General features: G+C 67.0%; 19 protein-coding genes. 4 read left to right on the forward strand and 15 right to left on the reverse strand.

The features are described 5' to 3' along the window. Window positions 1–408: 408 nt before the first annotated feature. From ACCQ10_RS14030 to ACCQ10_RS14050, 5 genes are all read right to left on the reverse strand, one after another. The gene (locus tag ACCQ10_RS14030; RefSeq protein WP_372361033.1) at window positions 409–1422 is read right to left on the reverse strand and encodes an XdhC family protein; all 1014 of its coding nucleotides are present in this window, start codon (window positions 1420–1422) and stop codon (window positions 409–411) included. Beyond that, the gene (gene paoC / locus ACCQ10_RS14035; protein ID WP_372361034.1) at window positions 1419–3626 is read right to left on the reverse strand and encodes an aldehyde oxidoreductase molybdenum-binding subunit PaoC; all 2208 of its coding nucleotides are present in this window, start codon (window positions 3624–3626) and stop codon (window positions 1419–1421) included. Before paoC ends, ACCQ10_RS14030 begins: the two co-directional genes overlap by 4 nt. Before the next feature lies 1 nt (window position 3627). Beyond that, window positions 3628–4578, reverse strand: coding sequence for an FAD binding domain-containing protein (locus tag ACCQ10_RS14040; RefSeq protein WP_372361035.1), 951 nt, complete (start codon window positions 4576–4578; stop codon window positions 3628–3630). Beyond that, entirely contained in the window at window positions 4575–5225 is a 651-nt protein-coding gene (gene paoA / locus ACCQ10_RS14045; RefSeq protein WP_184438978.1) for an aldehyde dehydrogenase iron-sulfur subunit PaoA, read from the reverse strand. Before paoA ends, ACCQ10_RS14040 begins: the two co-directional genes overlap by 4 nt. Before the next feature lie 419 nt (window positions 5226–5644). Further along, complete coding sequence (locus tag ACCQ10_RS14050) at window positions 5645–6652, reverse strand: zinc-dependent alcohol dehydrogenase family protein (RefSeq protein ID WP_184384959.1); 1008 nt, start codon at window positions 6650–6652, stop codon at window positions 5645–5647. Between the two features lie 211 nt (window positions 6653–6863). On the opposite strand from ACCQ10_RS14050, the gene ACCQ10_RS14055 reads away from it, so the two are divergent. Further along, window positions 6864–8411: a GGDEF domain-containing protein gene (locus ACCQ10_RS14055; RefSeq protein WP_372363127.1), complete on the forward strand. Its 1548-nt coding sequence runs from the start codon at window positions 6864–6866 to the stop codon at window positions 8409–8411. Between the two features lie 155 nt (window positions 8412–8566). Here the strand turns inward: ACCQ10_RS14055 and ACCQ10_RS14060 are convergent, their stop codons facing one another. Next, a complete protein-coding gene (locus tag ACCQ10_RS14060; protein WP_372361036.1) occupies window positions 8567–9115 on the reverse strand; it encodes a single-stranded DNA-binding protein in 549 nt (182 codons plus the stop codon). 274 nt (window positions 9116–9389) lie between these two features. Between ACCQ10_RS14060 and ACCQ10_RS14065 the strand changes: the two genes are divergently transcribed. Then, complete coding sequence (locus ACCQ10_RS14065) at window positions 9390–10388, forward strand: polyprenyl synthetase family protein (protein WP_104579817.1); 999 nt, start codon at window positions 9390–9392, stop codon at window positions 10386–10388. A 194-nt stretch (window positions 10389–10582) separates the two neighbouring features. Here ACCQ10_RS14065 and ACCQ10_RS14070 read toward each other — a convergent pair whose 3' ends face one another. The 5 genes from ACCQ10_RS14070 to ACCQ10_RS14090 form a co-directional block, all read right to left on the reverse strand. Beyond that, the gene (locus ACCQ10_RS14070; protein WP_372361037.1) at window positions 10583–11383 is read right to left on the reverse strand and encodes a dienelactone hydrolase family protein; all 801 of its coding nucleotides are present in this window, start codon (window positions 11381–11383) and stop codon (window positions 10583–10585) included. 296 nt (window positions 11384–11679) lie between these two features. Further along, window positions 11680–13089 carry a UDP-N-acetylmuramoyl-L-alanine--D-glutamate ligase gene (gene murD, locus ACCQ10_RS14075; protein ID WP_372361038.1) on the reverse strand — a complete coding sequence of 470 codons (1410 nt, stop codon included), beginning with the start codon at window positions 13087–13089 and terminating at the stop codon, window positions 11680–11682. After that, window positions 13070–14425, reverse strand: a complete 1356-nt coding sequence (gene murL / locus ACCQ10_RS14080; protein ID WP_372361039.1) for a UDP-N-acetyl-alpha-D-muramoyl-L-alanyl-L-glutamate epimerase — start codon at window positions 14423–14425, stop codon at window positions 13070–13072. The genes murD and murL overlap by 20 nt, the downstream gene beginning before the upstream one ends. Next, on the reverse strand, window positions 14422–14880 hold the full coding sequence (locus ACCQ10_RS14085) for a hypothetical protein (RefSeq protein WP_184374930.1): 459 nt from the start codon (window positions 14878–14880) through the stop codon (window positions 14422–14424). Before ACCQ10_RS14085 ends, murL begins: the two co-directional genes overlap by 4 nt. After that, window positions 14864–17473, reverse strand: coding sequence for a bifunctional aspartate kinase/diaminopimelate decarboxylase (locus ACCQ10_RS14090; RefSeq protein ID WP_372361040.1), 2610 nt, complete (start codon window positions 17471–17473; stop codon window positions 14864–14866). Before ACCQ10_RS14090 ends, ACCQ10_RS14085 begins: the two co-directional genes overlap by 17 nt. Before the next feature lie 178 nt (window positions 17474–17651). Between ACCQ10_RS14090 and ACCQ10_RS14095 the strand changes: the two genes are divergently transcribed. After that, window positions 17652–18530 (forward strand): PhzF family phenazine biosynthesis protein, encoded by an 879-nt coding sequence (locus ACCQ10_RS14095; protein ID WP_372361041.1) that lies wholly within the window; start codon window positions 17652–17654, stop codon window positions 18528–18530. A 31-nt stretch (window positions 18531–18561) separates the two neighbouring features. Then, entirely contained in the window at window positions 18562–19443 is an 882-nt protein-coding gene (locus ACCQ10_RS14100) for a PhzF family phenazine biosynthesis protein (RefSeq protein ID WP_166751898.1), read from the forward strand. A 478-nt stretch (window positions 19444–19921) separates the two neighbouring features. Here the strand turns inward: ACCQ10_RS14100 and ACCQ10_RS14105 are convergent, their stop codons facing one another. From ACCQ10_RS14105 to trbF, 4 genes are read right to left on the reverse strand one after another with little or no spacing between them, the layout of a single operon-like run. Beyond that, window positions 19922–20167, reverse strand: a complete 246-nt coding sequence (locus tag ACCQ10_RS14105; protein WP_218503014.1) for a DUF2274 domain-containing protein — start codon at window positions 20165–20167, stop codon at window positions 19922–19924. Further along, window positions 20164–21447 carry a TraB/TrbI/VirB10 family type IV secretion system protein gene (locus ACCQ10_RS14110; RefSeq protein WP_372361042.1) on the reverse strand — a complete coding sequence of 428 codons (1284 nt, stop codon included), beginning with the start codon at window positions 21445–21447 and terminating at the stop codon, window positions 20164–20166. Before ACCQ10_RS14110 ends, ACCQ10_RS14105 begins: the two co-directional genes overlap by 4 nt. A 2-nt stretch (window positions 21448–21449) precedes the next feature. After that, entirely contained in the window at window positions 21450–22442 is a 993-nt protein-coding gene (gene trbG, locus ACCQ10_RS14115) for a P-type conjugative transfer protein TrbG (protein ID WP_038858346.1), read from the reverse strand. Further along, window positions 22439–23143 carry a conjugal transfer protein TrbF gene (trbF, locus tag ACCQ10_RS14120; protein WP_007704357.1) on the reverse strand — a complete coding sequence of 235 codons (705 nt, stop codon included), beginning with the start codon at window positions 23141–23143 and terminating at the stop codon, window positions 22439–22441. The genes trbG and trbF overlap by 4 nt, the downstream gene beginning before the upstream one ends. Window positions 23144–23156: the final 13 nt, after the last annotated feature.

Raw genomic sequence — 23156 nt, forward strand, 5'->3', positions numbered from 1 at the left:
GCGGCGCGTGCGCATGCGCGGGAGGCGTGGGCATGCGGCGGCCGGGACGGTGCGGCATCGACCCTGTTGCGCAATGCGTCGTCATAACGAGGAGCTGGTGACATGGCGACGTGCTACGGAGTGGAGACGACCTCAGCGTAGAAGCCGGACCGTGCGTGCGGAGTGACTGCGTGCTGTGCGCGCGCTGTTTGCTGCGGCATTGGCCGCATCGATTGCCACATGCATCGACGCAGCTCGTGCCTGGCTGATCGAACGCGTGTGGCGTTCAGGCGATCGCCGGTGATGGGATCGAGGAGCGCTCATCCGCCAGGTGCAGGATCGGCAACAGCGGGACATATGATCCATGGATCGTGCACAACCATGGTTGGCCGCCGGGCCAGGTCGCCCGACGCGTCGAAGCGCAACAAGTTACCCCGCCACCACACCCGCCTGCACATCCGCCACCGCCTGTGTTGCCTCGGCGATGATGCCCAGCGCAATGGTGTGCGGCGAGGAGCGACCCATGCGCCAGCCAGCAGGCAGGCGCAGGCGTGCCAGCGCCGCATCGTCGTGCCCGAGTGCGCGCAATGCCTGCAGACGCTGCTCGCGTTTATGTCGACTGCCCAGGATGCCGATGCACGCCACATCCGATGCCAGGCCACGGCTGGCCACCTGCACATCGATCGCGCTGTCGTGCGCAAGGCTGTACAAGGCAGTGCTTGCATCCAGCTGGACGTCGTTCAAGGCATCGCCGAGCGCGCGGCGGTCGTAGTGCTCGGCCGCCAGGCCGGGGGGCGGCTCGCCCGGGCCGTGCGGTCGCAGCACACGCAGCTCGATACCCATCTGGCTGGCCAGCGTTATCAACACCAGCAACGCCGGATCCGCGCCGACCACCACCAGCCGCAACGGCGGGCGATGCATGCGCAGGAACTCGCCGGGACGTACCTCGTGCGCAGTGGCGGGATAGCGCACTGCCCCGCTGGTGCGATCCAGCGCGACATGGAATGCCCGACGATGCTGACGCGCGTTGCGCCAGCGCGCCAGATGCTCGGCGAGATCGGGCACCGGCCAGACCAGTACACCGATACGGCCACCGCAGCTGAGCTGGATGTCCAGCACCTCGCTGCCCTCGCCATAATCCAGCCAGCGTGGCTGCCCGTCGCACAGGGCCGCCATCGCCTCGTGCGCCACTGCCGCCTCAACGCACCCGCCCGACACATACCCGGCAACCCGGCCATCGGCACCGATCGCCATCTCGCTGCCCAGCGGGCGCGGCGAGGAGCCTTGCACGTCGATCAGCGTGGCGATCGCCACGCGCTGCCCGGCGCGATGCCAGGCGGTCAACACCGGCAAAAGATCGTCGTGCAGTGCATAGCCCGGCCATGCCGGCCACGCCGATTCGGCCGGCGTGACATGCGTGGCCGGAGCGACGACTGCGCTCACGCGCGCAGCAACGCAGGCAGATGCGGCAGCAACTTTTCCAGCGTGACCGGGTAATCACGCACCCGCACGCCGGTGGCGTTATAGACCGCATTGGCGATCGCCGCTGCCACGCCGCAGATCCCCAGCTCGCCCACGCCCTTGGCCTTCATGGGTGACGACATCGGGTCGCTCTCTTCCAGGAACACCACGTCCTGATGCGGGATGTCCGCATGCACCGGGACTTCATAGCCGGCCAGGTCGTGGTTGACGAAGAAGCCGAAGCGCTTGTCCACCGCCAGTTCTTCCATCAATGCCGCACCCGCGCCCATGGTCATGCCGCCGATCACCTGGCTGCGCGCAGACTTGGGGTTGAGGATGCGTCCAGCTGCGCATACCGCGAGCATGCGCCGGATGCGCACTTCGGCGGTGGCGACATCCACGCCCACCTCGACAAAGTGCGCGCCGAAGGTCGACAGCTGCTGCTGCTTGGCCAGGTCGCCGAACTCGATCTTGTCCTCCACCACCAACGCACCGTTGGCAGCGGCATCGCCGAGCGCGATGCGCTTGCCGCCGGCACGCACGTGGCCATCGGCAAACTCGGCCTTGGCCGGGTCCAGACCCAGTCGCGTGGCGATGGCCTCGCGCAGCTTGACGGCGGCCGCGTAGACGCCGGCAGTGGAACTGTTGGCGCCCCACTGGCCGCCGGAACCGGCCGATGCCGGGAAGCTGGAATCGCCCAGGCGCACGTCCACCCAGTTCAGCGGCACGCCGAGCATTTCGGCGGCGGTCTGCGCAATGATGGTGTAGGAGCCTGTACCGATATCGGTCATGTCGGTTTCCACCACCACGCGGCCGCCCTGCTCCAGCCGCATGCGCGCGCCCGAGGTCATGACCGGCGCGTTGCGAAACGCCGCGGCTACGCCCATGCCGACCAACCAGCGCCCGTCACGGGTAGCAGCCGGTTTGGCCTTGCGCCTGGACCAATCGAACCGCTTGGCACCGTCCTCCAGGCACTTCACCAGCTGCCGCTGCGAGAACGGGCGCTGCGGATTTTCCGGGTCCACTTGGGTGTCGTTGACGACGCGGAAGGTAACCGGGTCCATCTCCAGCTTCTCGGCCATTTCATCCATGGCAATTTCCAGCGCCATCAGGCCGGGCGCCTCGCCAGGGGCACGCATCGCGTTGCCTTCGGGCAGGTCGAGCACCGCCAGCCGGGTGGTGATCAGGCGATTGGCACCCGCATACAGCAGCTGCGTCTGCGCCGCAGCGATTTCCGGCTCGCCATCGGGAAGGTCGCCAGACCAGCTGTCGTGGCCGATTGCCGTGATCTTGCCGTTGCGCTCGGCGCCGATACGGATGCGCTGCACCGTGGCCGGGCGATGGGTCGTGTTGTTGGCGATCAACGGCCGCGGCAGCATCACCTTGACCGGCCGGCCGACCTCGCGGGCCGCCAGCGATGCCAGCAAAGCGTCGGCGCGCAGGAACAACTTGCCGCCAAACCCGCCGCCGACATAGGGCGACATGATGCGCACGTTTTCCCGCGGGATACCGAGCGTGGTGGCCAGATCGCCGGCGCCCCAGTTGATCATCTGGTTGGAGGTCCACACGCTGAGCTTGTCGCCTTCCCACATCGCAATCGAGGCGTGCGGTTCCATCATCGCGTGCGAGTGATCCGGCGTGGTGTATTCGGCATCCAGTTGCACCGGCGCAGCGGCGAACGCGCCGTTGAAGTCGCCGACGTCGCTGTTCGGCGCACCGCCGGCCTTGGTGACCTTTGCGCTGTCGCGTACCTTGCCCAGATCGTACACACCGACATGGCGGCCGTAGTCCACCTTGATCAGCTGACCGGCTGCGCGTGCCTGCTCGAAGGTTTCCGCGACCACCACCGCAATCGCCTGGTGGTAGTGCTGAATCTCCGGCCCACCCAGCAGCTTGGCCGTGTTGCGCTTGCCCTTCTGCAGCTTGCCAGCGTTCTGCGCAGTGATGATGCCAAGCACGCCCGGCGCCGCGCGTGCAGCGCTCAGATCGATGCTGCGGATGGTGCCCTTGGCAATTCCGGCGCCCACCACGTGCCCGTACGCGGCATGTCCGGGCAGGTCGTGGTGCTCGTACGCATACGGCGCCTGGCCGGTGGTCTTGAGCGGCCCGTCGATGCGGTCGACGGGCTTGCCGACGAGCTTGAGTTGATCGATGGGGTTGGTACCGGCGGGAGTGTCAAATTTCATATCAGGCCCTCGTGTCGGCCAGGATCGCGGTCAGGGTGCGCTCGACCAGCGGCACCTTGAAGGCGTTGTGTTCGGTGGGCTGTGCGCCGTCCAACAGCACAGCGGCGATGGCACGTGCGCCCTGCCGCGACTGCGCCTCGGCTGCTTCGCTGCGCCAGGGCTTGTGCGCCACGCCGCCCACGCCAACGCGGACGCTGCCGTCGCGCTGTACGACAGCGGCCACCGAAACCAGCGCGAATGCATACGAGGCGCGGTCACGCACCTTGCGATACACATGCGTTCCACCCAGCGGCTTGGGCAGGGTCACCGCGGTGATCAGTTCGCCGCGCTCCAGGACGGTTTCCAGATGCGGTGTGGTGCCCGGGGCGCGATAGAAATCGGCCAGCGGCAGCGCGCGCGTCTGTCCATCCGGACGGACCGTCTCCACCACCGCGTCCAGCACGCGCATGGCAATGGCCATGTCGCTGGAATGGGTGGCGATGCAGGCCTCGCTGGCACCGATCACGGCCAACTGCCGGTTGAAGCCGCCAATGGCCGCGCACCCGCTGCCGGGCAGCCGCTTGTTGCACGGTTGATTGGTGTCGTAGAAATACGGGCAGCGCGTGCGCTGCAACAAATTGCCTGCGGTGGTGGCGCGATTGCGCAGCTGGCCCGACGCGCCCGCCAGCAACGCACGCGACAGCACCGCGTAATCGCGGCGCACGCGTGCATCTGCGGCCAGGTCGGTATTGCGCACCAGGGCCCCGATGCGCAAGCCGCCATCGGGCGTGGCCTCGATGGTGTCCAGGCTCAAGCCGTTGACATCGATCAGATGCGACGGGGTTTCGATCTGCAGCTTCATCAGATCCAGCAGGTTGGTGCCGCCGGCGATGAACTTCGCACCGGGCTGCCGCGCCGCCTTGGCGGCCGCATCCGCAGGCGAGGTGGCGCGCTCGTAACTGAAAGCCTTCATGCGCGGTCTCCTGCGACATCGTTGATCGCATCGACGATGTTGGAATACGCACCGCAGCGGCAGATGTTGCCGCTCATGCGTTCCTGCAGTTCCGGCGTGGTCAGCCGGGTCCTGGCGGTGAGGTCTTCAGTGACATGGCTGGGGATGCCGCGCTTCACTTCGTCGAGCACGGCCACTGCCGAGCAGATCTGGCCGGGCGTGCAATAGCCGCATTGGTAGCCGTCGTGCTTGACGAAGGCCGCCTGCATCGGATGCAGCTTGTCCGGTGTACCCAGGCCTTCGATGGTGGTGACCTTGGCGCCCTGATGCATCACCGCCAGCGACAGGCAGGAATTCATGCGCTGCCCATCGACGATGACCGTGCACGCGCCGCACTGGCCGTGATCGCAGCCTTTCTTGGTGCCGGTCAGCTGCAGATGCTCACGCAGTGCGTCCAGCAACGTGGTGCGGTTATCCAGGGTCAGTGTCACCGGCTTGCCGTTGACTTCGAAGGCAACCTGGCTGGAGGCGTTGGCCGGCTCGACTGCCTTCCGCTGCGACATGGCAGTGGCAGCAGTGGCGGCCATCGACTGGGTTGCGGCAACGCTGGCTGCCGATGCCGTGCCAGCGATCAGTACCTCGCGACGGGTCATCTTGATATCTCTCATGGCTGGCATCTCCAACAATGCTGGCTTGTTCAGTTCTTTATCAATGTGCAGCGCCGCCGGTCACAAGCGCGTGAGCACCGACGCCTGTTGCTCACACTCCGGGGAACGACCGGTCCAGTGCCGGCACGTACAACTGCAGCGATGGTTGCGTCTGCATACATCCATGGAACGTGCTCATCACGGCGCAGCGCCAGCGCATGCGCATGCGCATGCGCGGACGCAGTGTCTTGCATGCAACGATGAAGCCGCGTCATTCAGCGTCGACGGCGTTGGAGCCATCGACGCAGGTTGCTGCAGCACCGCAGACATTCTTCGCTACGCCTCGCGGTCCTGATGCTGTGATGCAATGCGCAGTGTGCGTTTTATCAGCGTGCCGGCTCCGGTGTTGGTGAGCCGGCATCGCCGGGTGGGCCAAGGCGTCAGAACTCCAGTACGATCTTGCCCAGATGGCCTCCGGACTTCTGCAAGGCGAATGCTTCGCCGATGTCGTCGAGTGCGTAGGCCCGGTCGATCACCGGACGCAGCGGCAAGCTGTCGAGCGCCCGCACCAGTGCCTGCTGATGCCGGCGGCTGCCCACGACCAGCCCCTGCAGACGCTGCTGGCGGCCCATCATCTCCGCTGTCGGCACCGGCCCGGCGGCGCCGGTCAATACGCCGATCAAGGCGATGTGCCCGCCCACACGCGCCGCGCGGATCGATTGCGCGAGCGTGCCAGGCCCACCGACCTCGACCACATGGTCCACACCACGCCCGTCGGTGATCTCCAGCACCTGCTTCGACCATTCGGCATGCTGGCGGTAATTGATCAGGTGGTCGGCGCCCAGCGCCCGCACCTTGTCCAGCTTCTCGTCCGAGGACGAGGTGGCGATCACGGTCGCGCCCATGGCCTTGGCGAACTGCAGCGCAAAGATCGATACGCCGCCGGTGCCGAGCACCAGCACCGTGTCGCCTGCCTTCAGGCCACCATTGGCTACCAGGGCCCGCCAGGCGGTGACGCCGGCCGTGGTCAGGGTGGCGGCTTCGGCATGACTGTAGCCGGCCGGTGCATGGGTGAACGCGTGCGCAGCGGTGACCACCGCCGAGCGCGCGTATCCATCGACCCCGTCGCCCGGGGTGGTGGCGAAGCCCGCATGCAGCGGCTCGCCGTCCAGCCAGGACGGAAAGAAGGTGGACACCACGTGGTCGCCCACTGCGAACTCGCTGACGTCCGGGCCGACCGCTTCGATCACCCCGGCGCCATCGGACATGGGGATGCGTCCGTCCGCCGTCGGCATCTGGCCGAGCACGATGCCCAGGTCGTGGAAGTTGAGCGAACTGGCATGCAGACGCACACGGATCTGTCCACGTGCGGGCTGCCCCGGGTCGGCCACATCGACTGATTGCAATGCATCCAGACCGCCGGGTTGCGAGAGACGAATGGCGCGCATGAGAGCTCCTCGGATAACGAATCGACTCCCGGAATACCACGCGCACCGTGATGCGGATGCAGTCGAGCTGGCTTGCACTGCAACGGCGGTCACGCCGGATGCTGATGCGCACCACCGAGTGACGGCCGCACGTGGCAAGCGGACTGCAGCGCAGCAGTGCGCTGCCAATCACAGATCGGCGCTGTGGTTGCGCGACTGCACACGGTTGCCACTGCGGCCACGCGTAGGCTGGCACACCGGTTGCATCGCCCTGGTGTCCATACAGGTAGCCACAGTGACGTCAACAACCAAGCGGTGGCGCCAACGTGCACAACGCATCGCGTTGCACTTCGTGCTGACCATTTCGTGGCTACTGCTGCTCGGTTCGGAGTACTGGTCCATCCACGAGGAGCGCGCGAGCGCCCTGCGCAGCGCCGAGGCGCAGTCGTTGAATCTGGCCAATTCGCTGGCTCAGCATGCCAGCGACACCCTGTCCATCGCCGACGCGGTGCTGTCGGGCCTGGTCTCGCGGGTCGAACACGATCAAGGCAACAACGGCGCGCACTCGGCGATGCACGAGTTTCTGGTCCGTGAGGCCAGGCGCTCGGACCGCCTGCATGGCATCTTCATCTATGCGGCCGACGGCAGCTGGGTCAGCTCATCGCTGGACAGCACGCCCCGCACCCACAACAACGCCGACCGCGCCTATTTCAGATATCACCGCGACCACCGCGATGCATTGTCGCTGGCGGGCCCACCCGTGCGGAGCCGTTCCGATGGCAGCTGGGTGATGACCCTCAGTCGCCGGCTCAACGACAGCGATGGCGAATTTGCCGGTGTGGTGCTGGTGACGCTGCAGCTGAAGTATTTCCAGAATTACTACAGCACCTTCGAAGTCGGCCCGAACGGCACCATCGGCATGACCAACGACGATGGCATCGTGCTGGTACGCCGGCCCGACAAACACGACGTCATCGGCACCTCGATCGCGGGCACCTCGATCTACGTCTCCATGCGCGCGCGCAAGCACGGCACTGCGACCTATCGTTCGCCGATCGACGGCGTGGAGCGCATCTCCAGTTTCGCTCCGGCGCGCCCGTATCCGTTGACCGTGCTGACGGGTGTGTCGGTGGACGATGCGCTGGCCAATTGGCGGCAGGCAGCAACCCAGCGGATCGTGATTGCCGCACTCGGCTGCATCGTGCTGCTGGGCGTGGGCATCTGGCTGGACCTGCAACTGCGCCGCATGCATCGCAACGAGGCCAAGCTCAGCTCCGAAGCCTGGGTGGATGCACTGACCGGCATCGCCAACCGGCGCGCGTTCGACTACCGCCTGTCGCAAGCATTGCGCGAAGCCGTGCACCAGCAGTCGCCGTTATCGGTGCTGATGATCGATGTGGACCACTTCAAGCTCTACAACGACACCTATGGCCATGTGAATGGCGATGCCTGCCTGCGCCTGATTGCCGGCGCCATCGCGGCCTGCTCGCGCCGCAGCGAAGACGTGGCGGCCCGCTACGGTGGCGAAGAGTTCGGCATGATCCTGCCGCATACCGATGCCGCCGGCGCGTTGCGCCTGGCCGATGCCGTGCGCAGCGCCGTGGCCGGCCTGGGCCTGATGCATCTGTCCAGCCCGACCAGCGCGCATGTCACCGTCAGCGTGGGCGCCGCGACCTTCGAACCGGGCGAAACACCGCAGACGCCGGACGCCATCGTGCACGACGCCGATTCGGCGCTCTACCGCGCCAAGCAAAGCGGGCGGGATCGCACATCGGCGTGAGCAGGCGCCGGTCCGGTCGCTGCTTCGCCGACAACGTCAGCCGCTGCTGGACAGCGACCCGTCCCGCCAGCCGGTGACGCCTGGTTCCCGATGACGCTGAATGCAGAAGGCCCGCACATGGCGGGCCTTCCGGATGACGAGGGCGACAACGCGGCTCAGAACGGGATGTCGTCGTCCGCGAAATCGTCCATCGGCGGCGCCGATTGCTGCTGGGCCGGCTGCTGACGACGCGGCGCGTAATCCTGCCCGCCGCCCTGCCCACCGCCGTATCCGCCACCGCCCTGCCCGCCACCGCCGCCGCCTTGCTGCTGACGCGGGGCCTGCGAGCGCTGCGGACGATCTCCGCCCATGCCACCACCGCCACCTTCACCACGGCCGCCGAGCATCTGCATCTCGTTGGCGACGATGTCGGTGCTGTACTTTTCCACGCCGTCCTGCCCGGTGTACTTGTCGTAGCGCAGCTCGCCTTCGACATACACCTGCGAGCCCTTGCGCAGGTACTCGCCGGCGATTTCACCCAGCTTTCCAAAAAAGACCACGCGGTGCCACTCGGTGCGTTCCTGGTTGTTGCCGTCGCGGTCCTTGCGCACGCTGGTGGTGGCAAGGCTCACACGGGTGATGGCCATGCCGGCCTGGGTGTACTTGGTGTCGGGATCGTTGCCGAGGTTGCCGACGAGGATGACTTTGTTGATGCCGCGGGCCATAGGTGCTTCCGAGATGATGCGCTGGCGCCGGGAGCGCGCAACGATGAATGTCTGTGCGGCAATGTTACCGCACCTGCCTGTCGGCGGTCGTGGCAGGTTGCCGCGCGGCGCTGCCGGGCGAGCGCCCTGCCGGGGGTCGGAAATCCAGCCCAGGCGGGCCTTTGCGGGGGCCGGCCCGGCCACAGGGGCCGCAAATGTGAAGCGACCGGTTGGGTCCGGCGGGACGGATCCGGCCCGGGCACCTATAATCGATGCACATCACGAACGCCTGCGCATGACCATCGCCGAAGACCTCCCCACCGTGCTGGGCCTACCCCAGATCCAGTCCCTCGCCGCGCCAGACATGGCGGCGGTCGATGCACTGATCCGTCGCCGCCTGGCCTCGGACGTCGTGCTGATCAACCAGATCGCCGATCACATCATCTCCGCCGGCGGCAAACGCCTGCGTCCGATGCTGGTGATGCTGGCCGGCCACGCCGCCGGCGGCTCTGGCCCGGAGCACCACCAACTGGCGGCGATCATCGAATTCATCCACACCTCCACGCTGCTGCATGACGACGTGGTGGACGAGTCGGACCTGCGCCGCGGCCGCAGCACCGCCAACGCACTGTGGGGCAACGCGCCCAGCGTGCTGGTCGGCGACTTCCTGTACTCGCGCAGCTTCCAGTTGATGGTGGAGCTGGACCGCATGGAGGTGATGCAGATCCTGGCCGACACCACCAACCGCATCGCCGAAGGCGAGGTGCTGCAGCTGCTGCACGTGCACAACCCCGACACCGACGAAGCCGCCTACCTGCGCGTGATCGAGCGCAAGACTGCGGTGCTGTTCGCTGCCGGCACGCGCCTGGGCGCACTGGCCTCCGGTGCGGACGCCGCGGTGCAGCAGCAGCTGTACGACTACGGCATGCAGTTGGGCTTTGCGTTCCAGATTGCCGACGACGTGCTGGACTACGCCGCGGAGGCAGCCGACCTGGGCAAGAACCTGGGCGACGACCTGGCCGAAGGCAAGGCCACGCTGCCGCTGATCCACGCCATGGCGCATTCGGACGCGCCCACCCAGCAGCGCCTGCGCACCATCGTCGAACAAGGCGATGCAGCAGCGATGCCCGAGGTGCTGGCCGCCATCCACGCCACCGGCGGCCTGGATTACAGCCGCGCGCGCGCGGCCGAATATGCCGCCGCCGCAGAACGCGCGCTGGACAGCCTGCCGCACAGCCCGGCGGTGGCCGCCTTGCGCGGACTGGCACGTTACGCGGTCGAACGTACGCATTGATCCAGCGCGCTGCGCGCGCCGGACGGGATTCGGGAATGGGGATTCGCAACGGCGGCTTGGCCGCACGTTGACGAATCCCGGCACTCGATGGCACAGCAAGGTTCAACACAAGCCCCTGAGCACAGCCTCACGGGAAGATTCGAAGGACGGGACCGCGCCTTTGCGAATCCCAAATCCCGAATCACCAATCTCCGCTATCGACCAAACCGCTCCTCAAAGAAATCGCCCAGCATGCGGTAGGCGCGTTTGGCCGCGCGCGGGTTATATAGGCAGCCCGGCGGGCTGTTGGCATCGGCTTCGGCAAAGCAATGCACCGCCCCGCTGAAATTGACGAACTGCCAATCGGCGCCGGCGCCATTCATTTCGGTTTCGAACGCCGCAATATCCGCCTTGGTCACGCTCTTGTCGTCGGCGCCATTGAGCACCAGCAGCGGTGTTTTGGCCGAACCGGCAGCAGCAGGAGCGGGCGTGGCGATGCCGCCGTGCAGGCTGACCACGCCAGCCAGCTGCGCGCCGGCGCGGACCAGCTCCAGTACCGTGGTGCCGCCGAAACAGAAGCCCACCGCGCCGATCCGTGACGCGTCCAGCGGCGCCTTGCCGGCCTGCGCCTTGAGCACATCCACCGCCTTGAGCGCACGTGCCTGCAAGGTGGGCCGGTCATCGCGCAGCTTCTTGGCCTGGGCACCGGCTTCGGTGTCGTCCTTGGGGCGGATGCCCTTGCCGTATACGTCGGCCACCAGCACCACGTAATCGTCGCCAGCCAGCTGTTTGGCCTTGGTCACCGCCGAATCGTTGACGCCGCGCCAGTTGGGCACCATCACCAGGCCGGGGCGCGTGGCAGCGCCGGCATCGTCGTAGACCAGCACGCCGCTATAGGTGTCCTTGCCGATCTTCCATTCCAGCGGCCTGGCCTGCATCGCCGCCATCGCCGGCAGTGCCAACGACGCCAGAACGCCGACCAGACCCACACCGCTCCACGACCATTGCTTGTGCATGCGCTTGCTCCGGGGATTTGCCGCGAGTGTAGGCCCAGCCGCCGTGCAGGCGTGGTCGCGATGCGCGGCGGTAGCAAAATGGCCTGCCCGATCACCGGCTGGTCGTGAACCGGCTAACGGTTCGCGCCGATACGATGGGCGGGTTGGCCGCAGACGCCGGAGCAACGCGCTTCACTGCACACCGCCTGGAAGTGCGCAGGCATGGACTCGCTGACCTCAGTCAGCTGCGCGACGAGTCGGCCGCACTGCCACCTGACCGCAAGCGATGCGGTGGCGCGGGCAGGCGAACAACGTTCTTACTGCACGCCCAGGCCCGGGATCGCGCTGATCGCCGCAGGGTCGAACCCCGCCAGCTGGGCGAAATGCCGGCCACGCGCCACGTAATCGCTGTAGGCGCCGAAGCTGGGCGCGCCCGGCGACAGCAGCACCACGCCGCCCTGCTCGCCCAGTGCATCGCGCGCCAGCTGCATGGCGTGTTCCAGGTCGGCGGCGGCATGCAGGCCGAACCGTCCCGTCGCGGCCAGTGGCGCCAGCAGCGCATGGATGCGGGGGCCATTGGCGCCCATGGTGACGATCTCCAGCGGCGCCTGCTGCGCCATGTGCGCGGCAAACTCCTGCCAGTCCAGCCCGCGGTCATGCCCGCCAACCAGCAACGCAACGCGACGCTGCGCAAAACAGGCCAGCGCAGCCAGCGACGCATGCGGGGTGGTGCTGATCGAGTCGTTGACGTAACTGATGCCATCCACACTGCCGAGCAGCTGCAGGCGATTGGGCAACGGACGAAAGCTCCGCGCCGCCGGCGCCAGCGCGGCGGCATCCAGGCCGAGCGCTTCCACCGCAGCCAGCACCGCGCACAGGTTGCGTCGATTGTGCTCGCCGGGCAGCGGCACATCGGCGGTATCGAACACCGCCTGCGCGCCGCGGTAGACCATATCGCCGCGCAGATGCCAGCCATCGGGATGGTTGAACCAGCGCACCTCGCTGTCGGGCAGTTGCAGTCCGCGCAGCAGCGGGTCGGCAGCATTGAGCAACGCGATCCGCGGCCGGCCTTCGGTCACCAGCGACAGCTTGTCGCGCACGTAGCGCGCTTCATCGCCGTGCCAGTCCAGATGTTCGGGAAACAGGTTCAGCACCACCGCCAGTTGCGGACGTGCGCCGCTGCGCCCGACCTCGCCGGTCTGGTAGCTGGACAGTTCGATCGCCCAGTACGCCGGCGGCGGCTGCGGTGCCAGCACTTCCAGCAAGGGTTGGCCGATATTGCCGACCAGGGCGGTGCGATGCCCGGCGCAGCGCAGCAGATGCGCCAGCAACGCGGTGGTGGTGCTTTTGCCCTTGGTTCCGGTGACGCAGATGGCGCCCGTCACGGCGCCGTCGGCCTGCGCATGTTCGGCAAACCACAGCGCGGTGCCGCCGATGAACTGCGTGCCGTGCGCGGCTGCAGCGGTGAGCGCCTCGGGGCGGTACGGGCTGATTCCCGGCGACTTCACCACGATCTCGAACCGGCCCAAGGCCTGCGCGCTGGCGTCGGTCTCCACCTGCAGCGCCGCGTCGGCCAGCGCAGCCAGCTCACGTGCCTCTTCGTTGGTGCAGAACACCGTCAGCGGCTGGGTGGGCAAGGCACTCCGCAGCGCGCGATAGGCGGCGCGCCCCTCGCGCCCCCAACCCCACAACGCAACCGCCCTGCCCTCAAGCTGCGAAATTCGCACGCACGCGCTCCCACAGCGCCGAAGGAATGCGGTGCTCGCCATCGATGGCCATCAATGGCTCCATCTGCAACGCCTGCGCATCCAGCTGCGGCTGGATCTCACGGATGAAGCGCATCACCAGCGCGTCTTCCTTCCACTCCGCGCGCGTTGCCAGCAGCGCCATCGCCGCACGCGATTCGCGGCCTTCGCCGACGCATTCGAACGGCTTGTGATCCTGGAATTCCAGCAGCGCATCGTAGCCGCCGGCCTGGCTGGCATCGTCGATCAGGTTGCGCCCGAAGATCTTGACCAGACGCGTCTTGGGCATGAACGGTGCCAGCGCCAGAAAGACGAAATGGCACTTGGGGCAGACACCGCACCAGCGATGCACCGGCCGCTCGCCCATGATGTGGAAGTTGCGGTTGCAGCTGGAAAAATGCGCGTCGTAGTGATCGGTCTTGGCAAACTGCCGCGCCACCGCCAGCTCCGACAACGGCCGCAGCAACGAGTAGTACCGCAGGTCGGCTGCCACGTGCCGTTGCACGTAATCGCCGAAGGCCTGCTCGAACGCCCAGCCCTTGGACCACTGGTGGTTGACCTCGCCGGTGCCGGGAATCTGGCTGCCATAGCTGGCCGAGCGTTCGTTGGAGAACACCACCTGATCCACGCCGGTCAGCAGCGCCGACAGCACCAGGATGGCCGAATTCACCGCGGTCACCGGGATGTGCCCATTCCAGGCGCCCTGGCGGTTGAGCTCGAACAATTCCGGCGCCAGCACACGGCCGATGTTGAGCACCGGCAGGCCGGTACGTTCGGCGCAGGCGCGGATCAGTTGCGAGCCGCCGATCCAGCTGACGGTCTGCGCCACGCCGGCGTGGCGCAGGGCCTCGATGCTGACCAGCGAATCCTTGCCGCCACCGATGGCCACCAGCGCATGCTCGCGCAGGCCGAGCGCAGGCGCATCGGCGGGCGCGTGTGCTGCGACCGGGAAATTGATCTTGCCGTGCAGGTTCAGGCCGTTGCGGTAGGCAAACTCGCCCAGGCCATGCAGATAGACGCTTTCCACCAGCGCAGCGGTGCCGGCATCGATGCTGTAGCTGTCGATGGCGATGGCCGGCGGCACCGCGGCCTTGTAGTAGCTCACGCCGGCGATCAGGTGCAGCAGCTGCAGCGCCTGCTGCACGGCGGCAGCGCGCGCGCCGTCCAGCACGAACGGTGCGCCCGGCACGGCCACCGTCTCCACCAGTTCCGGGCCCTGGTCGAAGGCATACACCAGCGTCGCCACGCCGGTCTGCGCGTCGAGCGCGCAGCGCACGAAACGGAAAGTGGATACCTGATGTTTGTCGAAAGCGCTCATGGACACCCTGCAAGACCTCGTTGACGGCGTAGATAACGCCGGCACAAGGCATATTCAATCATGGAAAACGGCACCGCCGCCCACAGCAGCGGCAGGCAGCCGATCAGGAACAACAGCAGCATCACGTCCGCACGGATCGCCTTCGCATCGCCGGTGACCAGCAGTGCGACCAGCAAGTACAGCAGCAACGCCGGCAGATAGCCGAGTGCGCTCAACAGCACCGTGCGCAGCGCCATGCCACCGGCGTGCTGCGCCAGCGAGCGGTCCTGGCGGCGTCGCTGCCAACGCGCCGCGCCCCACGCACCGAGGCCGGCAGCGAGCAATGCAGGCAGCAGCCACTTCAGGCTGTCGGTCCACGGCGCCGGCTGCCCGGCCATGTCGATGGCGGTGGAAAACACCATCGCCACACCACCGGCCAGCGTGCTGAGCGCCACGAACTCAGCCAGCGGGCGCATCGATCACCTCTTCGCGCGGCAATTCGCGCTGGTTGTAGGTGCTGGCCATCGAATAGCCGTACGCACCGGCGTCGGCCACCAGCACCACATCGCCCGGCGCGGTGGCCGCCGGCAGACGGCGGCGCTTGCCGAATACATCCGACGATTCGCAGATCGGCCCGACGATATCGAAGCTGCCATCGGCCGGCGCATCGAGCCGGCTGAGGTTTTCGATGTCGTGCCAGGCGTCGTACAACGCCGGGCGGATCAAGGTATTCATGCCCGCATCCAGGCCTACGCGCTGCACGCCGTCCTTTTCGATCACCTGGGTCACCTGCGCCAGCAGCACGCCGGCTTCGGCCACCAGGTAACGGCCCGGCTCGATCGCCAGGCGATAGCCCGGATGCACGGCCTTGACCTCGGCCAGGCCCTTGGCCCACACCTCCAGGTCGAACGGTTCGTCCTCGGCGCTGTACGGAATCGGCAGACCACCACCGATATCGATGGTTTCCACGGTGCCGATGCGCCGTGCAAAACCGGCCAGTTCGTCGTACATCATCCGCCAGTGCTCGCCGGTTTCCACGCCACTGCCCAGGTGCGCGTGCACGCCGGTGATGGTGACCTCCAGCGTGCGCGCCACCTCGACGAACTCATCCACGCGCGTGGACGACAGGCCGAACTTGGACGCCTTGCCGCCGGTATTGACCTTCTCGTGATGGCCATCGCCATGACCCAGGTCGATGCGCAGCCACACGTTGCGGCCGCGGAACACCTCCGGCCAGTTGCGCAGCGCTTCGACGTTGTCCACGGTCACCGTCACACCCAACGCGAATGCCGCTTCGTACTCGGCCCTGGGCGCAAAGCTCGGCGTGAACAACACGCGGCGCGGCGACAGCTCCGGCAGCGTCTGGAACACACGGCGCAATTCGCCATGCGAGACGCATTCCAGACCGAAACCGGCCTGCTCCAGCGCTATCAGGATGGCCGGATGCGCATTGGCCTTGATCGCGTAATAGCGCTGGTCCACCGCCGCGATCTGCGCCAGCGCCTGCGCCCGCGCGCGCACCGTGGGCAGGTGATAGACGTAACGCGGCGTGCCGGCGCTGGACAGCGACAACAGATGCGCGCGCTCGGCATGCCACCACGGCGTGGGGCGCGGACGCACCGAGCCGATGATCTCGCGCCAACGCGGGCCGAACACGTCGCCTTCGCTCACCGGCATCGCGCCGCTGTCGATCAACTCGGCATGCAGGATCGGCAGCAAACCATCGGCATCGGCCTCGTCGATGACGAAGGTCAGGTTCAAGTCGTTGGACGATTGCGAAATCATGTGCACGCGCTCCTGCCCGAACGTGGCCCACACGTCGGACAGCTTGTGCAGCAGCGAACGCATGCCGCGCCCGACCAGGGTGATGGCCGCGCAGGGAACAATGATCTTGACCTTGCAGATCTGCGACAGGTCCGCCGACAACGCCGCCAGCACATCGGTGTTGACCAGGTTCTCCGACGGATCCAGCGACACGGTGACGTTGGTTTCGGCCGAGCCGATCAGATCCACCGACAAACCGTGCTTCTTGAACAGCGTAAACACATCAGCGAGGAAGCCCACCTGCTGCCACATGCCGATGCCTTCCATCGACACCAGCACGATGCCGTTGCGGCGGCTGATTGCCTTCACGCCCAGCACCGGCTCGGCATTGCCGTCGATGCTGGTGCCGGGCAGATCGGGGCGCTCGGTGTCCAGGATCGCCATCGGCACGCCGGAATCGCGGCAGGGCTTGATCGAGCGCGGATGCAGCACTTTGGCGCCGGTGGTGGCGATTTCCTGCGCTTCGTAATAGTCCAGCCGGGTCAGCAGGCGCGCGTCCGGCACTTCCTTCGGGTTGGCGCTGAACATGCCGGGCACGTCGGTCCAGATTTCCACCCGGCTGGCACCCAGCAACGCGCCGAAGTACGCCGCCGAGGTATCCGAACCACCGCGCCCCAGAATGGCGGTACCGCCATCGGCGTGCCGCGAAATGAAGCCCTGGGTGATCAGCAAGCGCGTGGGTTGCGCATCGAAGCGCGCGCGCCAGTCGGCATCGGACTGCCACTGGCACGACACCGACAGGCGCTTGGACCACTCGCTCTGATTGGGTTGCGGCGGCAGTGCCGACAACCACTGGCGCGCATCCAGCCAGCCCATGTCCAGGCCACTGGCATGCAGATACGCCGCGCCGATGGTGGAGGACAGCAACTCGCCCTGCCCCAGCACCTCGGCCTGCCAGTCGAGCGTGCGCGTGGCGGCGCGTGCATCGCCCACCAGCGCATGCAGCGCGGCCAGACGCTCGCCCAGCACCGCATCGACGTCGAGCTCCAGCTCGGCAAGGAAGTCGCGATGGCGTTGTTCCAGCGCTGCCACCCGCTGCGCGCTGTCGGCGGCACCATCGGCAATGGCGGTGAGCTCGTTGGTCACGCCCGACAGTGCAGACACCACCACCAGCACGCGGCCGCCGGTTTCGTTCGCCCGTTTGCCCGCCAGTTTTCCAATCGTGTCCCAGCGATGACGACGCGACACCGAGGTGCCGCCGAACTTGAGGACGATCCAACGATCGGTAATGTGGGGAGCTGACATGGGGTAGGCGTTTAAGATGGGGGAAAAGCCGGTATGCCGGGCGGAATCCCCGATTCTACTGCCAATACCGCCCGCATGACCCCGTGCCTGGTCGCAGTCCGCAGCGCGTTGCATCTTGCGGCAACGGTTTGCGCTGCAACCATCCGCACCTCTTCCCACCACCGAGTCCGCATCGATCATGAGCAAGCACCGCTATCTGCAACTGGACGTCTTCGCAAGCCGCACCGGCGGCGGCAATCCACTGGGCGTGGTGTTCGATGCAGGCACATTGTCCGGCGAACAGATGCAGCAGATCGCCGCATGGCTGAACCTGTCGGAGACGATTTTCTTCGTGCCCGTGAGCGTGCCCGACGCCGACTATCACATCCGTATCTTCACCCCGCGCGCGGAACTGCCGTTTGCCGGCCACCCCAGCGTGGGTGCGGCGTGGGCCGCAGCGACCCATGGACTCACCAGCTACCAGGCCGACGGCCGGCTGCGTCAGCAATGCGCGGCCGGCGTGCTGCCGGTGGATGTGTTCGACCGCCACGGCAGCGTGCAGGTGCGACTGCGCGCACCGCGTGCCCGCGTCATCGCAACCGGTGACACCCACGCGGTAGCGCTGCAGGCAGCCGCTGCCGGCCTGCGCACCGCCCCTCACCCGGCAGCGCTCTGGAACAATGGCCCGAACTGGTGGCTGCTGGAACTGGCCGATGCGGCGGCGGTGCGCCAGGCAGTGCCCGATCTTGCCGCCATCACCCGCCTGACCCAGGCCAGCGCCGCCACCGGGCTGACGATTTACGCGCCCGCAGCTGGCGGCAGCGAAGACCTGGTGGTGCGTGCGTTCTGCCCTGGCGATGGCATCCCGGAAGACCCGGTCACCGGCAGTGCCAATGCGTGCATTGCCGCGCGACTGCACGGCGAAAACCGCCTGCCGGGCGCGGGGCTGCACTACGTCGCCAGCCAGGGCCGCGAAGTCGGCCGCGATGGCCGCATCCACATCGAAGTGGACGCTGCAGGGGAGGTCTGGATCGGCGGTACGACCCTGCAGGTGATCGACGGACGCATCGATTGGTAAGCTGCCGCGCCCTGTCCGCGGATCCGCCCTCATGACCACCCGCCGTTTCCTGCAACTGGATGTGTTCTCCGCCCGCCCCGGCAGCGGCAATCCGCTGGCGGTGGTGCTGGATGCGCAGGGCCTGGACGATGTGGCCATGCAGGCGATTGCGCGCTGGACCAAGCTGCCGGAGACCACCTTTGTGTTCCCCGCGGCGGACGCGCACAGCAGCTACCGGCTGCGCATGTTTTCCCCGCACAAGGAGGTGCCGTTCGCCGGCCACCCCAGCGTGGGCACGGCGCATGCGGTGCTCGAGGCCGGCCTGGCCGCGCCCGACGACGGCGTGCTGGTGCAGGACGGCATCGCCGGCCAGTTGCCGCTGCGCGTGGAGCAGATCGATGGCCACCGCAGCATCGCCATCCGCACCCCGCGCGCGCGCGTCGCCGAGCAGGTGCAGGCCGATGACCCGCGCCTGCGCGACGCACTGCATGGCTGGTCGTTGGGTACCCTGCCGCCCGCACTGATGGACGGCGGCCGCACCTGGTGGGTGGTGGAGCTGGCCAGCGAGGCCGCGCTGCGCGGCCTGCAGCCGGAGTGGGAGGCGATCGCCGCGTTGGCCGAATCCACCGGCAGCATGGGCGTGTTTGCGTATGCGCGCGCCGCCACCGCCGGTGCCTACGATCTGGCTGTGCGCGCCTTTGTCGGCAACGGCCGGCGTTTTGAAGATGCCGCCTCTGGCGCGGCCAATGCCGTGCTCGCCGCCTGGCTGGACAGCCGCCACGCACTGCCCGGCAAGGACCGCCGCTACGTGGTCAGCCAGGGGCGCGAAATCGGCTTCGATGCCCTGCTGGAACTACGCATCGACGGCGACGGTGCCGTGTGGTCGGGCGGCCAGGTCCAGACGGTGATTCGCGGCACCTTGGACTGGGCCTGAGCGCGGCCGACGCTGGGCCGGCAACGTAGCAGTGTGCCGGCTGCGGCGAGCGTCGCCAGGCCGGGAAGAAGGCTCGACGCGTCGCGTTGCACACGATCGCCGCCGCATCGCCAGCAAGCAGACGTGGCGAGATTCGACGGGATCGAACGTCGCCTGCGAGGAGAAAACTGGATCTGCGCTCCCTGGCACCTCGCAGGAATAAAAAATGTCCGCTGTCAAGCTCTTTGATGAGGGATGCAGCGCGGCTATAAGGCTTGTGGGACAACAGGTTAGGCCAGTTTCTGGCTTCTGTGTGCGGTTGTCGCTTTTCGAGCTAGGTGTCGTATAGGCGCTTGGAGGTGGAAAGCGTAAGAGCGTCGCAGCGTGCAAGATCGCATCGGTATCACAGCCCTGACCTGCCACAAGACTTCCTCAAAAGCGAAAGCGCAGCCCACTGGCTGCGCTTTCATTGTGGGCAGTGGTGGCTGCGCTGGCATCGTCAACTTGACTTCGGGGGCTCGGTCTTGCTCGTTCCTCCCTTCCTGAATCCCCGGTCTCCAGCCATGAACGCCTCCAGCATGTGCGGAATCAGCGTCAGGGCATCGACCGCCTCGCCATACGCCTGCGCGTGAAGCCCGGCGTAGCGGTCAAGGTCGGCTTTCAGGCTGGTTGGGCAAGTGAAGGTGAGCTTAGTAGATTCGGTTTTCGGCAGCGGCCCGAGCCGCAGCTTCTTGGTCGTGCTCATCGTGAAGTCCCCCGGTTGAAGAACAGCGGCTGATACGGCCGCAGCACCAGATCCCGGTTGACGATGATGCGAACCGGTAGGCCCGGCCGTTGCGTTAAGGTCGGCTGGATGTTGAGGTTGCGCCGGGTCATCTCCTGGCCGACCTGATTGATGCTGTCTTGCGCGCTGTCGCGCCCAGCGATGATGACGCGATCACCATCCTGCCGGTTCTCCGGCGCGGCCAGCTCGGCACCGACGCCCAGCAGCGTGGTGAGTGCCGCACCGGCAAAGATGCGGCCCCAGTGGTAGTCCACATCGTCCTCCAGCCCGGCATAGCCGGCTGGGTCGGTGCCGGCCAGGTTGTCGAGCGTGAGCGAAGACGTGTCCGGCAGGATGATCCGGTTCCAGACGACTTGAACGCGGCTCTGCCCGTAGCTGACCTGGCTGTTGTATTTGCCCAGGATGCGCGAACCCTGCGGAATCAGCAGGAAGCGCCCGGTGGCTGTGTCATAGACCGGCTCCGTCACCGTGGCGATCACGTCGCCGGGCAAGTCCGACTTGATGCCCGTCACCAAGGCACCTGCGACCACCGTTCCGGCCATGACCTGATACGGCGAAGTTGGCAGGGTCAGATTGCCGGAATTACGGGTTTCAGTGGAGCCACCTTTCAGGAAAGCCTCTTTCTGGTCTTGCCGGTTTTGCACCGCTGTCGGGTCAGCAGGCTGGGCCGCCGTGGAGGCCGGCCCGGCCGCCAGCGTGTCAAACGCCGCATTGGCGGCGAAGCCCGGCGCAGCGGCCACCTGTGTCTGCGCCACCGGCGCCGCATTCTGCCCTCCCGAGCGGAAGAACACGGACGAGGCCGCGGCCGCTTCGGCTTCTTTGCGCAGAGCATCGTTCGGGTCGTGGCCGGGGGCCGCGTAGGCGGCCGTCGCCGGCTGCTGCGACTTCACGATGGCAGGGCCAAGATCGCCCGGCAGCGGCGGCCCCAGTTCGGGAACGGCAGGCGGCAACGCCGGCGGCAGCTTGGAGTAGTCCGTCGGCAGTGCATCCAGTCCTTCCGACTTCGAGACACGATCGACGTTGTAAAGCTCGGTCTGCTCGCCCGGACCGCGCCGCTGAGGTTGCAGCGACCACATCAGCGCGCCGGGCACGGCCACCGCCAGGACGCCGGCGAGGATGGCCAGCGTGCGCCGATTCAGGCGCGTGACCGGGCGCGGCTGGGCGCGCAGCGCCACCGCCTCGGGAGCGATCTTGCCCGCCGCCTGCGGCGCGGCAAGGTCGGGAGTGTCATCCTGGCTCATGGTCAGTTCCTCCGCGCAACGCCATCGGTGCGCTCGATCCGCACCAAGTCGCCGCCGTCGCCGCCCAGCCGCAGTTCGGCCGCGCCGAACAGGCGATCCACGACGTAGTACGGCGCGCGGAAACGGTAGTTCACCAATTGCCCGTCGCCCTGCGCGCCGATGACAAACAGCGGCGGCAACTCACCCTGAGCAATGCCGGCCGGAAACTGGATATAGACCTTCTCTCCATCATCGAAGGCGCGTAGCGGCTTCCACGGCGGGTTGCTGCCCGATACCGCGTAGCGGAAGCGGATCTTGTCCAGCGACAGGCCCGTATCGACAGGCGTTGTCGCCTGCGCAGCCTGCGCCTGGCGCTGCAACGCGAGCATCCGGTCTTTCGGGTAGTCCCAGGATACCGACGCCATCCATGCCTTCTCGGTCGAGGTCAGCTCCAGCAGGTAGGTGCGCCGACTGGTGGTGATGACGAGATTGGTTTTCAGACCGGAACGGATGGGCTTGACCAGCACATTGACGCGCAGATCGGCCCCGCCGCCGCTGGACGTGTCGCCCACGATCCAGCGCACGGTATCGCCGGCGGCGACCGTCACCAGTTCCTCGCCCGGTTGAAGCGAAACCACCGTCACGCGCCCCGGCGACGCATAGACCTGATAAAGCGCGCCATCGGTGAACGGCCACACCTGAATCGCGTTGACGTAGCCCTCACGGGTAGGCGCGATACGCGCTTCTGCATTGGCACGGGAAACGCGCACCTTTTCGTCGGCCGGCTCCGGCGCAGCGGGGGCTTCATCGACTTCCGGCAGCGGCTTCAACTGCGCTGGCAGCGCCAGCGGTTCAGGGACGGCGACGACTTCGACGGGCTTGGGCGGTTCGGGCAACGGCTGGGCCAGCACCGGCTCGTCGAGCGAGATGGACGGCGGCGGCTTGCCCTGCGAGGCGCAGCCCGCGAGGGCCAGCAGCGTCAAAGGAAAAACGTAAAGGCGGAAACGAAGTTTCATGGTTTGGCTCCTTCGGAAGAATCCAGTTCGCGGCTCCATGACAGTCCGTTGACGTAGATACCCAATGGGTTCTTGCGCAGGCGCTGTTCGGTACGCGGGGTTTGCAGGACGGTCGAAAGCACGGCGTTCCAGCGTTCGGTGCCGGCGGGCGCACCGTTGACGTAGCGCTGCTCTGTCCAGCGCACGTTGAAAGACGTGTCGCTGGCGCGAACCACGCTGGTGATCTGCACCGTCACCGATTCCTTGCCGATGCGGGCGAATGGGTCATTGGTGCGGGCGTAGTCGTTGAGCACCGCCGCGCCCTTGTCGGTGGTGTAGTCGTAGGCATCGAGCCAGTTCTGCCGCACCACGATGGGATCGATGGACAGCGAGCGAACCAGCGTCACGAAGCGCGCCAGGTGGTGCGCGATCTGCGCGTCGCCGGGCCGGTACGGCGTGGCGGCCTCACCTACGGCGCGCACCTGCCCGGCCTGATCGACCTCGATGACATAGGGCGTCACGATGGACTGCGCCGAGCGCCACACCAGGCCGCCGGCCATCAGCAGCGCGAGCACCAGGCAGCCGAAGGCCATCAGTCGCCAGTTCTTGGCCTGCATGCGAGCCGAGCCGATACGGTCGTCCCATACCTGGGCGGCGGCTTGATACGGGGTGGCAGGCTGCGGCGTATCGGCGTAGCGCACCTGCGGGCGTTTGAATCGCATGGGTGTTCTCCTT

Source organism: Xanthomonas sp. NCPPB 1325 (genome assembly GCF_041477645.2).
In the GTDB taxonomy this organism is placed as follows: domain Bacteria; phylum Pseudomonadota; class Gammaproteobacteria; order Xanthomonadales; family Xanthomonadaceae; genus Xanthomonas; species Xanthomonas cannabis.

Excerpts from the sequence above, each read along its gene's own strand:
- paoC (WP_372361034.1), bottom strand. The coding sequence starts at position 3,626 with ATGAAATTTGACACTCCCGCCGGTACCAACCCCATCGATCAACTCAAG.
- ACCQ10_RS14040 (WP_372361035.1), bottom strand. The coding sequence starts at position 4,578 with ATGAAGGCTTTCAGTTACGAGCGCGCCACCTCGCCTGCGGATGCGGCC.
- paoA (WP_184438978.1), bottom strand. The coding sequence starts at position 5,225 with ATGAGAGATATCAAGATGACCCGTCGCGAGGTACTGATCGCTGGCACG.
- ACCQ10_RS14050 (WP_184384959.1), bottom strand. The coding sequence starts at position 6,652 with ATGCGCGCCATTCGTCTCTCGCAACCCGGCGGTCTGGATGCATTGCAA.
- ACCQ10_RS14060 (WP_372361036.1), bottom strand. The coding sequence starts at position 9,115 with ATGGCCCGCGGCATCAACAAAGTCATCCTCGTCGGCAACCTCGGCAAC.
- ACCQ10_RS14065 (WP_104579817.1), top strand. The coding sequence starts at position 9,390 with ATGACCATCGCCGAAGACCTCCCCACCGTGCTGGGCCTACCCCAGATC.
- ACCQ10_RS14070 (WP_372361037.1), bottom strand. The coding sequence starts at position 11,383 with ATGCACAAGCAATGGTCGTGGAGCGGTGTGGGTCTGGTCGGCGTTCTG.
- murL (WP_372361039.1), bottom strand. The coding sequence starts at position 14,425 with ATGAGCGCTTTCGACAAACATCAGGTATCCACTTTCCGTTTCGTGCGC.
- ACCQ10_RS14085 (WP_184374930.1), bottom strand. The coding sequence starts at position 14,880 with ATGCGCCCGCTGGCTGAGTTCGTGGCGCTCAGCACGCTGGCCGGTGGT.
- ACCQ10_RS14090 (WP_372361040.1), bottom strand. The coding sequence starts at position 17,473 with ATGTCAGCTCCCCACATTACCGATCGTTGGATCGTCCTCAAGTTCGGC.
- ACCQ10_RS14095 (WP_372361041.1), top strand. The coding sequence starts at position 17,652 with ATGAGCAAGCACCGCTATCTGCAACTGGACGTCTTCGCAAGCCGCACC.
- ACCQ10_RS14100 (WP_166751898.1), top strand. The coding sequence starts at position 18,562 with ATGACCACCCGCCGTTTCCTGCAACTGGATGTGTTCTCCGCCCGCCCC.
- ACCQ10_RS14105 (WP_218503014.1), bottom strand. The coding sequence starts at position 20,167 with ATGAGCACGACCAAGAAGCTGCGGCTCGGGCCGCTGCCGAAAACCGAA.
- ACCQ10_RS14110 (WP_372361042.1), bottom strand. The coding sequence starts at position 21,447 with ATGAGCCAGGATGACACTCCCGACCTTGCCGCGCCGCAGGCGGCGGGC.
- trbG (WP_038858346.1), bottom strand. The coding sequence starts at position 22,442 with ATGAAACTTCGTTTCCGCCTTTACGTTTTTCCTTTGACGCTGCTGGCC.
- trbF (WP_007704357.1), bottom strand. The coding sequence starts at position 23,143 with ATGCGATTCAAACGCCCGCAGGTGCGCTACGCCGATACGCCGCAGCCT.